This is a genomic window from Collinsella sp. An7, assembly GCF_002159335.1.
Taxonomy (GTDB): Bacteria; Actinomycetota; Coriobacteriia; order Coriobacteriales; family Coriobacteriaceae; genus Coprousia.
The window spans coordinates 103,638-117,390 of sequence record NZ_NFHP01000005.1; the positions used below are offsets into that span (position 1 = coordinate 103,638).

Below are 13,753 nucleotides of genomic sequence, written 5' to 3' on the forward strand. Positions count from 1 at the left end.
GAATCCTCATGAGAAGGGCAGCATCGTGCAAACCGTCTTCCACATCTTTCTGCGGGACCTCAAACGCATCCTCACAAATCCTGTCGCCATCGTCATCACCCTTGGGGTCTGCATCATCCCCTCGCTCTACGCGTGGACAAACATCCTCGCCAACTGGGACCCCTACGAGAACACCGCAACGGTGCCCATAGCCGTCGTCATTACGGACGAGGGGGCGGACGTCCCAGGGATGGGCGAGATGAACGCGGGCGCAATGGTGCGCGACCGCTTGAAGGAGAACCACCAACTCGGTTGGACCTTCGTAGATGATGAGGAAACAGCCAAGCACGACCTTTCAGCCGGGAAGTACTACGCCGCCTTTATCATCCCGCGCGACTTCACCCAGCGCCTCGCAGGCGTGCTTGAGGGCACGCCGGGGCCCGCGCACATCGACTACCTGGTCAACGAGAAGCTCAACGCCGTCGCGCCCAAGGTAACCGACACGGGCGCCACCACGCTTGAGAATGAGATCGCAAGCCAGTTTGTCTCCGTGGCGGGCAGCGCGGTGACCGAAAAACTCAAGGGGGCAGTCAACACGGCAACCGACGAGGCGGACGACGCCAGGGGAACGGTCGAGCAGAGCCTCACGCAGAGCGCCTCGCTGCTGCGCGACCTTGCGGGCACGCTCGACAAGGCCTCTGACACCATCGGAGCCTCACGCACGGCGGTCGCAGCGGCACGCGAAACAACGGGCGAGCTCGCCGGCACCGCATCCAACCTCAAAACCACGCTCTCAGGCGCCCTCGACGATCTGGGCCAAACCCGTTCCGCCGTACAAAGCACCGCGGGCTCACTCGCCGCGGCGCTCGGGAACGGCTCGGCGGCCATCGCGCGCATCTCGTCGACCGCTGCCTATGACATAGGCGAGCTTGCCGGAGACGCGGGTGCGGCGCAAGGGCAGTTTGACCGCGCTCTCGCGGAGCTTCGCGGCACGCTTACCACCCTCGAGAACCTGCTGCAAGCACTCAAGAACGCACGAAACGACGTGCAGGCGGCGGGCGCGGGCACCCAGGGAGGCCTCGGCGAGAAACTCGACGCGAGCGTTGCCCAGCTGGAGAATTTCATCAACACGCTCAAGGGCGAGCTCGACCAGCTCCAGAGCATCTCGGATAACCTCAAGGAGTCCGCCGACAGCGTGCGCGACCTTTCCGCCACGGTCTCGGACGCCATCGGCACCGCAACCTCCGAGCTCGCTGGTTTGCAATCGAGCCTGCTTACCGGCACGGCGCCCGCGCTCGCCTCCGGGCTTGACGCCTTTGCCGATGCGGGCGGCGACGTCGCAGGCGCGGCGGAGACGGTCTCCGCCCTGCTTTCCCAGGCGAACGGCACGCTCGAGGTGCTCGACGGGATGCTCGACGAGGCCAGCGGTGCGGTGGGCACCACCTCGGAGACGGTGGAAAGCGCTGCAGACGATATGGACCGGCTCGCCGCAGAGCTCGCCGCGCTCGGGTCGGTTCGAGACGCCGACGCCGTCGCGGACATCCTCAAGCTCGACCCTGCGACGGTGGGCGCCTATGCCTCCTCACCCGTCAAGATGGCAGATGAAGCGGTCTTCCCCGTTGCTAACTACGGCTCCGGCGTCGCCCCCTTCTACACCAACCTCGCGCTTTGGGTCGGAGGGTTCGTACTCGTTGCAATCTACAAGCTCGAGGTGGACCCTGAGGGCATAGGGGTCATCGCCCCTTGGCAGAGCTTTCTCGGCAGGTGGCTTCTGCTCGCCGCACTCGGCCAGGTGCAGGCACTCATCTGCTGCATCGGCGACATCGTACTCGGCATCCAGTGTGTAGCGCCCGCCGCGTTCGTCTTTGCAGGGATGGTTGCTTCTGCCGTCTACGTGCTGTTCGTCTACGCCCTCGCGGTCGCGTTCAAGCACATCGGCAAGGCGCTCGCCGTGCTCATCGTGGTGCTCCAGATCCCCGGGGCATCCGGACTTTACCCCATTCAGATGCAACCCGGCTTTTTCCGCGCGCTCGGACCGTTGCTGCCCTTCACGTACGGCATCAACGCCATGCGCGAGGCGGTCGCCGGCTTCTACGACGGCTACTACCTCAAAAACCTCGCTATGTTGCTCGTCTTCATCATTCCCGCTGCAATCATAGGCATCGGCATCCGCCGCTACCTCCTCTCCGTAAACACCCTCTTTGACCGGCGCCTCGCCGCAACCGACCTCATGGTGGCGGAGCGCGAGGCCGCGGGCGCCGCCACAGCGCGCCCCATCGTCCTCGCCCGCGCGCTCCTCTCCTCCCCCGACCGCCGCAGCGCCGTGCTCACGCGCGCCATGCGTTTCTGCACAAGCTATCCCACCCTGGTGCGCCGCGGACTTGTCGCGCTCGTTGTCGTTCCCATGGTGCTCCTCGGTCTGCTGCTTATCTTGCCGGCGAAGTTCGCCCTCCTCATGTGCTGGATCGTCTCGCTTGTGGTGCTTTCGACCTACCTCATCGTGATCGAGTACCTCAAGGACCGTGCAGACGCCGTCATCGCCGTTGCAGATAGCGAGAGGACACATTCGATAGGCGCACACGCCCAAAAGGGAGGCGATGCTCGATGAAGGCTATTTGGCGCATCATCCGACACGACGCGCGGCAGGCGTCGCAAAACGCCATCACGCTCGTAGTGATAATCGGCATGATCGTGGTGCCGTCGTTTTACGCCTGGTTCAACATCGCGGGGAGCTGGGACCCCTACGGCAACACAAAGAACCTCGAGGTGGCCGTCGCCAACAACGACCGTGGCTATGAGGGCGCGCTCGTGCCGGTGAAGCTCGATCTGGGAGACCGCATCGTGGACAGGCTGCGTGCCTCCGAGAGCATCGGTTACGTTGCCACCACAGAGGAGGATGCGCGCGAGGGCGTGCGCTCGGGCGCCTACTACGCCGCCCTCATCATCCCCGAGGATTTCTCCGAGCGACTACTCACCGGCTTTTCGACCGGCGCGGACGCTGCCGAGGTCACCTTTCTGCAGAACCAGAAGGCAAACGCCATCGCCGAGATTGTGACGGACAAGGCGGCAAACGCCGTTCGCGCCGATATCGACCAGAGCTTTGCCGCCGCCGTGACCGATGTGGGCGCCGGTGCGCTCGACGAGCTTTCGAGCACGCTCGACGATAATGAGGTCGCCTCGGTCGCCGGCCGCCTCGACCAAGCCGTGGTGAGCGCCGGGGCTGCCCTGCGCGGCGCCGCGGGAGACGCCCGCTCCTATGCGGGGCTGCTCTCGTCCTGCGCGCACCTGCTCGGCTCAGGCGGAGATGCGCTCGATGCCGCCGGAGACCCCGCCCTTACCGCCGCGCAGGCGCTCGACGGCACCGCAGCGGGCGTGCGCGACGTTGCGGACGCGCTCGCAGGCGCATCGAGCGCACTTGACGACGCCCTCGATGCCGGATCGTCTGCCATGGACGATGTATCCGCCGCTATCGATCGTGCCTTTACCGCCGCAGGTGCCCAGACAAAGGACCTCACCAGCGCGCTTACCCAGGCAAAGGCTATCGTGGACGAGGAGGCGGCGCAGGTGGGCGAGCTGTCCTCAGCACTCGACGCGCAAATCGCGCTTGCCCGCGAGCTTGCGGGCAAGGCGGAGGCGGGAAGCGCGCTTGCCGGCGCACTCAACCGCGTTGTGGGCGACCTCGAGAGCGTGAAGGCGCGCGTCACGGGACTTAACACCGAGCTCAGCGAGCTCTCCGGCACGCTCGAAAAGACCGCAGGCGACCTCGCGCAGGGGGCGACAGACGCGAAAGCGGCGCACGAGGAGCTCGACGGCCTTGTCAGCGATGCCGCAGGCGGGCTCTCCGCACTCAGAGGCACGGCGACCCAAAACGCCATCTCATCCTTAGATGCCCTCGCCGCCGAGATCGACCGCGGAGCCACCGATGCGCAGACCCTCGCGCAGAGTCTGAGCACAACACTCGACGCCGTCGACAACGCCGCAACGTCTGCCTCCGATGCCGTCGCAGATGGCTCGGGCACGCTCACGAGCACGGCAGACGCCCTCGAGGCGGCGGCAGCGCAGCTGGACGAGCTACACGGACGCCTCTCGGACGCTCTTGCCTCTGAGGACGTCTCCCAAATCCGCCAGATCCTCTCCGCCGGACCGAGCAAGCTCGCCGCCTTCATGGCGTCCCCGGTTGTGCTCGATCGCACCGCGGTCTTTCCCGTCGAGAACAACGGGTCCGCCATGGCGCCGTTCTATACCACGCTCGCCATCTGGATCGGCGGTGTGGTCCTCGCCGCGCTTACCAAGATCGCGCCGAGCAGCAGGACCCGTACGGCGGCGGGCGCCTCGATCGGGCAGGCGTATGTGGGCCGCCTCGCCTTCTTCGCCGCCATCGGCCTCGCCCAAGCGTCGCTCATCTGCGCCGGCGACCTCTACTACCTTGGCGTGCAGTGCGCGCATCCGCTCCTGTTCTTTGCAACAGGCTGGCTCGCGTCATTTGTCTTCGTGAACATCATCTTCGCGCTCACCGCGGCGTTTGGCGATGTGGGCAAGGCCATCGCCGTCGTGCTCATGGTCATCCAAGTCGCCGGTTCGGGCGGCACCTTCCCGCCCCAGATGCTCCCGGAGGCCTTCCAGGTCATCTACCGGTGGCTCCCCTTCGTACACGCCGAGGACGCCTTCCGCGCGGCGATGTTTGGCATCTACGGAGGCGACTACGGACTCGCGATGGGCAGGCTCGCGGCATATCTTGTCCCCGCCCTCATCCTAGGACTTATCCTGCGCCGGCACCTCGCCCGTGCGAACGGCTGGATCGAGCACAGGCTCGAGGACACCCGCGTCATGTGAGTGCCCCAGAGCGCCCCGAGTACGCGCGCCCGCTACATACCAAAAAGCAGGTAGCCAAGGTAGAGCACCGTCTCACGCGCAATGAAGGGGAACTGTGTGGCAAGCGTTTGGTAGCGCGACGTTGGTGTAGGCGAGCTCGCCGCGTCGATTCCGGCATCGCACGCCATGCGGACCGAGCGGAGCATATGCGGAGGGTCGCTCACCACCAGCGCACTCTCAAGGTTGTACCGGCGCATAATCTGGGCGGCGTTGGCGATGTTCTCACTCGTGATGCGCGATGCTTCATCGAGGAGGATGGCATCGGCGGGCACGCCGCGGGCAAGCGCGTAGCGACGCGCCGTCTCGGCCTCGCTGAGCTCGTCCTCTGGGCTTCTCGCGCCCGTGAAGATGATGGTATCCACCAGCCCGTCCCAATACAGGTCAATCGCGTGGTCGATGCGGGCGGCAAAGACCGGCGTGGGCTCGTCGCCCACAACCGCCGCGCCAAGCACGATAGCCGTGTCCGCCGGCCGCGTTTCGTCGACCGTCCCAAACGCCCCGATGCGCACGGCCGTCACCAAAAGGATGACGAGCGCAAGCGCCGCCACCGCCATCGCGGCGAGAAGGACGCGCCGGGCAAGGCCTCGGCTCGAGATGGTACTCTTTCCCGCCACGACCGCGCGCCCCGCTAGCGCTGAAGCAGGTAGCGGACCTCGTAGGGCTCGAGGTGGAGCGTGCCCGAAAGCTCGACATCCTCGCCCGCAAGTAGGTCGCTAAACGCACCCGCGAGCTCGACCGCGGAGAAGTCGAAGGGCTCGGCCACTGCGTTTACCGCCACAAAAACGCGCTCGGCAGGACCCTCGGCAGACGCCTCAACCGCGCGCTCAAAGAGCAGCTGCTTGTTGGTGATGACCACGTTGCGATAGGCCCCGTACGAAAGCGCCCGGGCGCCCGGCCCCTCAGTCCTCGCAGCGATAAGCCGACGAATCCAAGCCGTCAGCTCGTTTGGCGCAGGCTCATCAAACGCCGGCCGGAGCGCCCAGTCGCCCGACGACTTCTCGCCCTCGGCACCCCACTCGCTCCCGTAGTAGAGGCAGGGAATCCCCGGCATGCCTAAGAGGAGCCCGTAGGCGGGCTCCACGCAGGAGCAATCAGTGAGAATGCTCGCCAAGCGCGTGACGTCGTGGTTGTCCGCAAAACTCAGCAGGTGCAGCCCTCGGTAGATGCACCACGGGTCGCCGCCGAACTGCCGATGGAGCGAGTGGGCGATCTCAAACATGTTCTGGCTGTTAAAGCTCGAGTAGAGGCCCTTGTAGCACTCGTAGTTGGTGCAGGAGTCGAGCATCTCGGGGTTCACGAGCTGGCTGTAGTCGCCATGGAGCGTCTCGCCGATGAGCACGAAGGTGCGGTCGGCGGCAAGGCGCGCAGCGGGGCCGTCGTCGCCCGCAGGCGCGTCGGCCTCCCCCGCCGGTACCTCAGCCGAAAGCTCGTTTGCCACGCCCCGGAGCCTGCGAAGAAAGTCGCGGTCGAGAAGGTAGGCCACGTCGAGCCTGAGCCCGTCGATCCCAAACTCGTGGCGCCAGCCGCGCACCACCTCAAGCAGATAATCCACAACCGCGGAATTTTGGAGGTTGAGCTTCACGAGGTCGTAGACGCCCTCCCAGCCCTCGTACCAAAAGCCGTCGCCAAAGGCGGAGTCGCCGTCAAAGCTGAGGTGGAACCAGTCCTTATAGGGCGAGTCCCACCGGCGCTCGCGCACGTCCCTGAATGCCCAGAAGTCGCGCCCCACATGGTTAAAGACCGCATCCAGCACCACACGGATACCGTGCTCGTGAAGCGTGCGCACGACCTCGGCGAGATCCTCGTTGGTGCCGAGCCGGCAGTCGACCTTGGTGAAGTCGCGCGTGTCGTACCCGTGCGACGAGGACTCGAAGACCGGGTTGAGAAGCACCGCGCCCACGCCGAGCTCTTGGAGGTAGTCGGCCCACGCGGCGACCTTGCGGATACGCGGCACGCACACACCGTCGTTTACCTGCGGGGCATCGCAAAACCCGATCGGGTAGATCTGATAGAACACGCTCTCATAGGCCCACATGGCATCCTCCGAAAGTTGTTGACAATGCGTCAACCGATAGTATAGCGCGCCGGCCGACGCGCCCTACGCCACGCCCACGCGCTCGAGGAAGGCGCACGCGAGGTCAAACCAAGGGCGCACCGCCGCCTGCTCGTCGGCGTTATCGACCCGGGTGTTGGCGTTGGCCACCGAGAGGCCGTGGTGACCCGTGTCGAAGACGTGCACCTCGTGGCGCACACCGGCCCGCGCGAGCGCCGCGGCAAAGTCGTACACCTCAACGATGGGACAGGTCTTGTCGTCGGAGGTACCCCACACGAAAGTCGGCGGCATGCGGTGGTCGAGGACGTTCGCCGGCGTCGCGGCGGCGAGCGCCTCGTCCGTCGCCTCGCAGCCCATAACCTTTTCCATGTACTCCATCACCAGGTCGCGGCCGGTCTTGCCGCCGGTCTTGGGAACGCGCAGGTCGATGCGCGGGTCGCTCAGCTGCTCGTCGCGGTAGACGATGGGGTCGAGCAGCGGATAGCCAAGCACGATCGCGTCGGGGCGAATCTGGAGGGGACGCGCGCCAACGGCGGCGGCAAAGGGGCCACTCTTCCAGCCCGCGGCAACCGATGCGCAGATAAAGCCGCCGGCCGAGAAGCCCGTGCACGCCACACGGTCGGGGTCGACGCGCCACTCCGCAGCGTTTGTGCGCACGGTGGCGATCATCTTGGCAAGGTCGATCTCGGGGTTGGGGTAGCTCACGTCACCCGTGGAGATGGTCACATAATCGAGTACGAAAACCTGGTAACCGCGGTCGAGGTAGGCAAGCGCCACCGGCTCCTGCTCGTGCGAGGCGATGTGGTGGAAACCCCCGCCGCCGCACACGATCATGGCGGGCTTGCGCGCATCGGGAGCCGCCGAGATGGGATCGGCGATGTAGGCGGTAAAGGTAGCGGGGTGCTCCTCGGTGGGCTCGTCGCCCCACAGGGCGTGCTTCTCGATAATCATGGCTGCTCCATTTCTGCTGGCGATAGACACCGGTTTCTAGCGTCGTCCACGCTATCCTACCGCATCGCCGCACCTCCGGAATCGCGCAGCGGGGGGCGCGGCGGGGCGCACTTCGCGGCGCGGCGGGGCACGGCGGGGCGCACTGCGCGGCGCGGCGGGGCACGGCGGGGCGCGCGGTTTCTCGCCGGCGCGACCACACGCAGCCCCGCGCGGCCCCGTGCGCCGAAGGGTGCATTTGCGGGTTCACGGCTGGGCGTTTTGCCGGGGAGCTCCGTGCATTTCTCGCGGCAATGAACCCGCAAATGCGCTACAGGGCGGTTTCCCCGCGAGCGGGCGCATTGCGCGCGAAAACGCACGTCTTCTACCTGCGCTTCCTTCACGGGTTCATCGCCGGGTTCATAGCCGGGTTCATTGCCGGGCATGTTGCACGGCGCAGCGGCCGGGGCGAGCTAGTGAGACGCTCTTCGGCGAACACCCTCCTGTCACTTTCCGCACTCCGCCGCGCCTACGGCGGTCAACCAAGAATGTTCAAACAGGAAAACAGGGATTCGCGAAAAACAAGCGAGAATATTCTTGACATATGAGCATACGTTCATATACTCATAGTTAATCATATGAATGCATGTTCAGATATTCGCACGATGGAAGGAGTTATGTGACTGAGCACACCGCACTCGACCTTGCAAAAGGCGAGCGCCTCGTCGCCGAAAGCAAACGGTCCGAAACGAAAGGCGAGCGCCCCGAGGCGGGAGCCGAGCCCTGCATGCCCGACGAGGAGCTTCTCTACGACCTCGCTGACCTCTTTAAGGTCTTCTCCGACACCACCCGCATCAAGATCCTCTACTCCCTCTTTGACGAGCCCCGCTCGGTCGGCAGCATCGCCGAGACCATCGGCGCCACCCAGAGCGCCGTCTCGCACCAGCTCCGCATCCTCAAGCAAGCGCGGCTCGTGCGCTTCGACCGCGACGGCCGGAGCCTCATCTACTCGCTCGCCGACGACCACGTGCACACCATGCTCGCCCAGGGCATGAACCATATCTGCGAATAAGGTCACCACGCCCCGCCGGGGCACGAAGGGAAAGGAACCCATCATGCGCAAATCATTCAAGCTCGACGAGATCGACTGCGCCAACTGCGCGCTCAAGCTCGAGGACGCCATCAAGAAGGTCGACGGCGTCGATGACGCCAAGGTCAACTTCATGACGCAGAAGCTCACCCTCACCGCCCCCGACGACCGCTTTGCCGACGTCCTGGACAAGGTCGTCGCGCTCGTCGCCGACATCGAGCCCGACTGCGAAGTCATCCGATAAGGGGCCGCGCGCCCGATCGGCCCCGGTGCTCGCAGCGCCTCACCCTTCCGGCCGCCGTCAGCACGGTCGTTTCTTCCCCATTTATATGAGTATTTATTCATATATGCAATTGATATGGGAGCACTGATGAACAAGAAGCAGAAACGCATGCTCAGGCGCATCCTCATCGCCATCGCCCTGTTCTTCGCGACCCTGATCCTCGAGAAGACCGGCCTCATCGCGGCCGTTTTCGGTCCCGCCGAGGTCTACGTCGCCTTCGCCCTGTACTTCGCGGCGTTCCTCATCGCCGGCTACGACGTGCTCATCAAGGCATGGAGCAACATCCGGCGCGGCGACCCCTTTGACGAGGCCTTCCTCATGACCGTAGCCACCATCGGCGCCTTTGCCACGATCCTGTTTCCCGAAACCGAGCCGCAGTCGGCCGAGGGCTGCGCCGTCATGCTGTTCTACCAGGTCGGCGAACTCTTCCAGAGCTACGCCGTGGGCAAGAGCCGCAAATCAATCAGCGAGATGATGGACATCGCACCCGACTACGCTAACGTCGAGCGCGACGGTAAGCTCGAGGAGGTCGATCCCGAAGAGGTCGCCGTGGGCAGCATCATCGTCGTCAAACCCGGCGAGCGGATCCCCATCGACGGCATCGTCGTCGACGGATCGAGTCAGCTCGACACCGCCGCCCTCACCGGCGAGAGCATCCCGCGCCATGTCGAGGCGGGGGCGGAGGTCATCTCCGGCTGCATCAACATGACCGGGCGCCTGCGCGTTCAGACGACCAAGCCGTTCGGCGAGTCCACCGTGAGCCGCATCCTGGAGCTCGTGGAGAACGCGAGCGAGAAGAAGGCCAAGACCGAGAACTTCATCACGCGCTTCGCCCGCGTCTACACGCCCGTCGTCACCCTCGCGGCGATCGTCCTCGCCGTGGTGCCGCCCGTGCTGGGCATGGGCCCCTGGACCGATTGGGTGCTGCGCGGCCTCACGTTCCTCGTGGTGAGCTGCCCGTGCGCGCTCGTCATCTCGGTGCCGCTCTCGTTCTTCGGCGGGATCGGCGGGGCCTCCAGGCTCGGCATCCTCGTCAAGGGCTCCAACTACCTCGAGCTGCTCTCCAAGGTCGACACGGTCGTCTTCGACAAGACCGGAACGCTCACCTCGGGCACCTTCAACGTGGTTGCCGTCCACCCCGAGGCGGGCATCGACCCCGACTACGTGCTCAGCAACGCCGCTTACGCCGAAGCCTTCTCCGACCATCCCATCGCCGTCTCGATCAAGCGGGCCTACTCCGGCGAGATCGACCAGCGGCACATCCGCGACGTCCGGGAGGAATCAGGCCACGGGGTGTCGGCAGTGGTCGACGAGCATGTGGTCATGGTGGGAAATGACAAGCTCATGGCCGAGCACGGCAGCTCCTGGCACGAGTGCGATCTCACGGGCACCGTCCTGCACGTCGCCGTCGACGGCGTCTACGCGGGGCACATCGTGATCGCCGACGTGGTGAAGGACGACGCCGCCCAGACCATCCGCGACCTGCACGCCGCCGGCGTCAAGAAGTGCGTCATGCTCACCGGCGATCGCCGCGACGTGGCAGAGGCCGTTGCGAAGAAGCTTGGCCTAGACGAGGTACACGCCCAGCTGCTGCCCGAAGACAAGGTCAGCGCCGTCGAGCGCCTGCTCAGGCTCGAGCGAGGCGACGGCAAGCTCGCCTTCGTGGGCGACGGCATCAACGACGCGCCCGTGCTCATGCGCGCCGACATCGGGATAGCCATGGGCGCCATGGGGTCGGACGCGGCCATCGAGGCGGCCGACGTGGTGCTGATGGACGACAAGCCCTCCAACATCGCGCGTGCCATGCGCGTGGCCCGCAAGACCATGCGGATCGTCTGGCAGAACATCGTCTTTGCCATCGGTGTGAAGGTGCTCATCCTGGTGCTCGCCGCCCTCGGCATCGCCAACATGTGGCTCGCCGTCTTTGGCGACGTGGGCGTAGCCATCATCGCGATTCTGAACGCGATGCGCGCCATGCGGGTCGAGCGGTAGCGCGCCGCCCGAACCGGCGGGCAGGGGCGGGACCCCGTTTCTCCTTCGCTCATGCGACAAGCGAAATCGCTCAGGAGAAACGGGGTCCCGCCCCTGCCCGCCTAGAGCGAGCTACCGCTCGAGGGGAAGAAAAAGCTGGCGCCTATGCTGCGAGCTTACAGACGTCGACCCAGGCTACGGGATGAGCGTAACGATCCAGCTCCTCGCAGGTGAGTTCGATGGCGCTGTTGGAGCTGCCGCAGGCAGGGAAGACCGTCTCGAAGCGACGCAGGCTCTCATCGAGGTACACGTCGCAGCCCTCGTTGACCGCGAAGGGGCACACGCCTCCCACGGCATGCCCGATGAGCTCCTCGGCCTCGTCGGCGGAGAGCATCTTGGCCTTGCAGTGGAACTGCACCTTGAACTTGGGATTGTCGATGCGCGCGTCGCCGGCGGCAACGATGAGCGCCACCCGGTCGCCCACACGGAACGAGAGCGTCTTGGCGATACGCGCCGGCTCGCAGCCCACCGCAGCCGCCGCGAGCTCAACCGTGGCGCTCGACGTGTCGAACTCCAAAATCCGGTCCGCGATTCCCCCTTCTGCAAAAAATGCCCTAACCCGTTCGATGGCCATGGGATTCCCTCCTCGCGTCGTGTTCGAGTCCTAAGTGTGAGCCTTATTCCCGATTTGTCGAGTAGACGGCCCGCCGAGCGCTCATTTCCGCAGGTCGCGCTTGTCAGGAATCGGCGTCTACTCCGCGAGTGAGGTATTTGGCTCTCACTTACGGCATGAGCCCCGTACGAGAGCAAGCGGTCCCGACCCCGTCACCTCGCAACCCCGCCGCCCTCGCCACAGCAGGCAGAAACAACCTCATTAAGATTGCTTGCAACTCCATCGCCGCGTCCGTTATGATTGGCACTAACGGCACTCATATCATCAGCTTCATCAAAACCAGCCTCATCCTGAACTGGGATTCGGCCGGAAATTATTCTTGTTTCAAAAACCACATTCACGAATAGGCGGTGCGGATGCGCACACGCCAAATCTAGGTAAGGAGCTACCATGGGCCTTCCGGCTACTTTTCTATGGGGCGGCGCTACTTCTGCACATCAGTGCGAAGGCGGTTGGAACGCTGGCGGACGCGGTCCCTGTAAACGAGACTACATGACGCTGGACGAGAACAAGAACCGTCTTCTGACTTATATCGATGACGCCGGCAACCATTGTTTCATGCCACTTGGGTCGGGTTCGCAGTTGCCTGAAGGTGCCCATTACGCTGTCTTTGACGATTGTCTTTACCCTGACCAAGAAGGTGTTCAGTTTTACAACCGCTATAAAGAGGATATCGCCCTGCTCAAAGAGATGGGGTTCAAGGTCTTTCGCATGTCCATCGCCTGGTCTCGACTATTCCCCCACGGCAATGAGGCCGAGCCAAATCGTGAAGGTATCGCGTTTTACAAAGACGTGTTTACTGAGCTGCGCAAGGCAAACATTGAGCCGCTCGTGACGCTGTGGCACGATGACACCCCGCTCTATTTAGACGAGGTCTATGGCGGATGGCAAAACCGCAAGCTAATTGACTTCTTTGAGCATTATGCCAACACCTGCTTCGAGGAATTCAAGGGACTGGTGAACTATTGGCTACCGTTCAACGAAATCAATAACGTCCTGATGTTCTTGGACATGTTTGGCCAAAATCCTACAGACGAGATGTTCCGAGCCGCATACCAAGAAATGCACTACAAGTTTGTCGCCAGTGCCCGAGCCGTAATCGCTGCCCACCACGCTGACGCAAACAACCAAGTGGGCTGCATGATTTGCGGCGTACCGTTCTACCCCGCCACATGCGATCCGAAAGACATCATGCTCAGCCACGCTATGTGGGAAAAGGGAATTCTCTATAGCAGCGACGTACTCTGCAAGGGCGAATACCCAACGTTCGCAAAGCGCTTATGGCGGGAACATGGCGTTCAATTAGATATCACTCCCGAAGACCTGGCCACGATAAAGGCAGGTTCCGTGGATATCTACACGTTCTCGTACTATATGTCCTCTGCAGTAACCACTCATAGCAGCAATGACATCGTTGGCGGCAACTGCACCACCGGCGTACGCAATCCCTATCTAGACTATTCCGAATGGGGCTGGGCGCACGACCCCTTGGGTCTCAGGTATTTCCTAGAGAAGGTATACGCGCAATATAAGCTTCCCATGATGATCGTAGAAAACGGGCTCGGCGCTGTCGACACCGTGGAAGACGGCAGGGTGCACGATAGCTACCGAATCAACTATTTGCGCGACCACATTCTCGAGATGAAGCAAGCGGTCGAAAACGGTGTGAACTTGATTGGCTACACCTCTTGGGGCTGCATCGACTTGGTTTCTGCAGGCGGCGAGATGAAGAAGAGGTACGGATTCGTGTACGTAGACCGTCAAGAGGATGGATCGGGAACATTCAGCAGAATCCGTAAGGACTCGTTTTATTGGTATAAGAAGGTGATTGCTTCAAACGGCGAAGACCTTCGCTGAACGCTCTATTCTCAAACCGTACCACCCACTTCTCCTTGACACGATATT

At 63.6% G+C, this 13,753-nt stretch carries 10 protein-coding genes; 6 read left to right on the forward strand and 4 right to left on the reverse strand.

All coding sequences use genetic code 11. The features are described from left to right. Positions 1-25: 25 nt before the first annotated feature. Both B5G20_RS06960 and B5G20_RS06965 read left to right on the forward strand, forming a co-directional pair. Positions 26-2,587 carry a YhgE/Pip domain-containing protein gene (locus tag B5G20_RS06960; protein WP_143750240.1) on the forward strand — a complete coding sequence of 854 codons (2,562 nt, stop codon included), beginning with the start codon at positions 26-28 and terminating at the stop codon, positions 2,585-2,587. Beyond that, positions 2,584-4,812, forward strand: coding sequence for a YhgE/Pip domain-containing protein (locus B5G20_RS06965; protein ID WP_087356171.1), 2,229 nt, complete (start codon positions 2,584-2,586; stop codon positions 4,810-4,812). Before B5G20_RS06960 ends, B5G20_RS06965 begins: the two co-directional genes overlap by 4 nt. Positions 4,813-4,844: 32 nt before the next feature. Here the strand turns inward: B5G20_RS06965 and B5G20_RS06970 are convergent, their stop codons facing one another. The 3 genes from B5G20_RS06970 to B5G20_RS06980 form a co-directional block, all read right to left on the reverse strand. Further along, complete coding sequence (locus B5G20_RS06970) at positions 4,845-5,465, reverse strand: YdcF family protein (protein WP_087356173.1); 621 nt, start codon at positions 5,463-5,465, stop codon at positions 4,845-4,847. A gap of 14 nt (positions 5,466-5,479) precedes the next feature. After that, positions 5,480-6,886: an alpha-amylase family glycosyl hydrolase gene (locus B5G20_RS06975; RefSeq protein ID WP_087356175.1), complete on the reverse strand. Its 1,407-nt coding sequence runs from the start codon at positions 6,884-6,886 to the stop codon at positions 5,480-5,482. A gap of 63 nt (positions 6,887-6,949) precedes the next feature. Further along, positions 6,950-7,855, reverse strand: a complete 906-nt coding sequence (locus B5G20_RS06980; protein WP_087356178.1) for an alpha/beta hydrolase — start codon at positions 7,853-7,855, stop codon at positions 6,950-6,952. 763 nt (positions 7,856-8,618) lie between these two features. On the opposite strand from B5G20_RS06980, the gene B5G20_RS06990 reads away from it, so the two are divergent. From B5G20_RS06990 to B5G20_RS07000, 3 genes are all read left to right on the forward strand, one after another. After that, complete coding sequence (locus tag B5G20_RS06990; RefSeq protein WP_087356303.1) at positions 8,619-8,903, forward strand: metalloregulator ArsR/SmtB family transcription factor; 285 nt, start codon at positions 8,619-8,621, stop codon at positions 8,901-8,903. 43 nt (positions 8,904-8,946) lie between these two features. Continuing rightward, positions 8,947-9,165 (forward strand): cation transporter, encoded by a 219-nt coding sequence (locus B5G20_RS06995; RefSeq protein WP_087356182.1) that lies wholly within the window; start codon positions 8,947-8,949, stop codon positions 9,163-9,165. 126 nt (positions 9,166-9,291) lie between these two features. Continuing rightward, the gene (locus B5G20_RS07000) at positions 9,292-11,196 is read left to right on the forward strand and encodes a heavy metal translocating P-type ATPase (RefSeq protein WP_087356184.1); all 1,905 of its coding nucleotides are present in this window, start codon (positions 9,292-9,294) and stop codon (positions 11,194-11,196) included. A gap of 142 nt (positions 11,197-11,338) precedes the next feature. Here B5G20_RS07000 and B5G20_RS07005 read toward each other — a convergent pair whose 3' ends face one another. Then, a complete protein-coding gene (locus tag B5G20_RS07005) occupies positions 11,339-11,809 on the reverse strand; it encodes a YbaK/EbsC family protein (protein WP_087356186.1) in 471 nt (156 codons plus the stop codon). A gap of 429 nt (positions 11,810-12,238) precedes the next feature. Here B5G20_RS07005 and B5G20_RS07010 point away from each other — a divergent pair, with 429 nt between their 5' ends. Then, on the forward strand, positions 12,239-13,705 hold the full coding sequence (locus B5G20_RS07010; RefSeq protein WP_087356188.1) for a glycoside hydrolase family 1 protein: 1,467 nt from the start codon (positions 12,239-12,241) through the stop codon (positions 13,703-13,705). Positions 13,706-13,753 lie beyond the last annotated feature (48 nt).

Bases quoted from the DNA above. Each gene is read 5' to 3' on its own strand.
- B5G20_RS06965 (WP_087356171.1), top strand. From the start codon at position 2,584: ATGAAGGCTATTTGGCGCATCATCCGACACGACGCGCGGCAGGCGTCG.
- B5G20_RS06975 (WP_087356175.1), bottom strand. From the start codon at position 6,886: ATGTGGGCCTATGAGAGCGTGTTCTATCAGATCTACCCGATCGGGTTT.
- B5G20_RS06980 (WP_087356178.1), bottom strand. From the start codon at position 7,855: ATGATTATCGAGAAGCACGCCCTGTGGGGCGACGAGCCCACCGAGGAG.
- B5G20_RS06990 (WP_087356303.1), top strand. From the start codon at position 8,619: ATGCCCGACGAGGAGCTTCTCTACGACCTCGCTGACCTCTTTAAGGTC.
- B5G20_RS06995 (WP_087356182.1), top strand. From the start codon at position 8,947: ATGCGCAAATCATTCAAGCTCGACGAGATCGACTGCGCCAACTGCGCG.
- B5G20_RS07000 (WP_087356184.1), top strand. From the start codon at position 9,292: ATGAACAAGAAGCAGAAACGCATGCTCAGGCGCATCCTCATCGCCATC.
- B5G20_RS07005 (WP_087356186.1), bottom strand. From the start codon at position 11,809: ATGGCCATCGAACGGGTTAGGGCATTTTTTGCAGAAGGGGGAATCGCG.
- B5G20_RS07010 (WP_087356188.1), top strand. From the start codon at position 12,239: ATGGGCCTTCCGGCTACTTTTCTATGGGGCGGCGCTACTTCTGCACAT.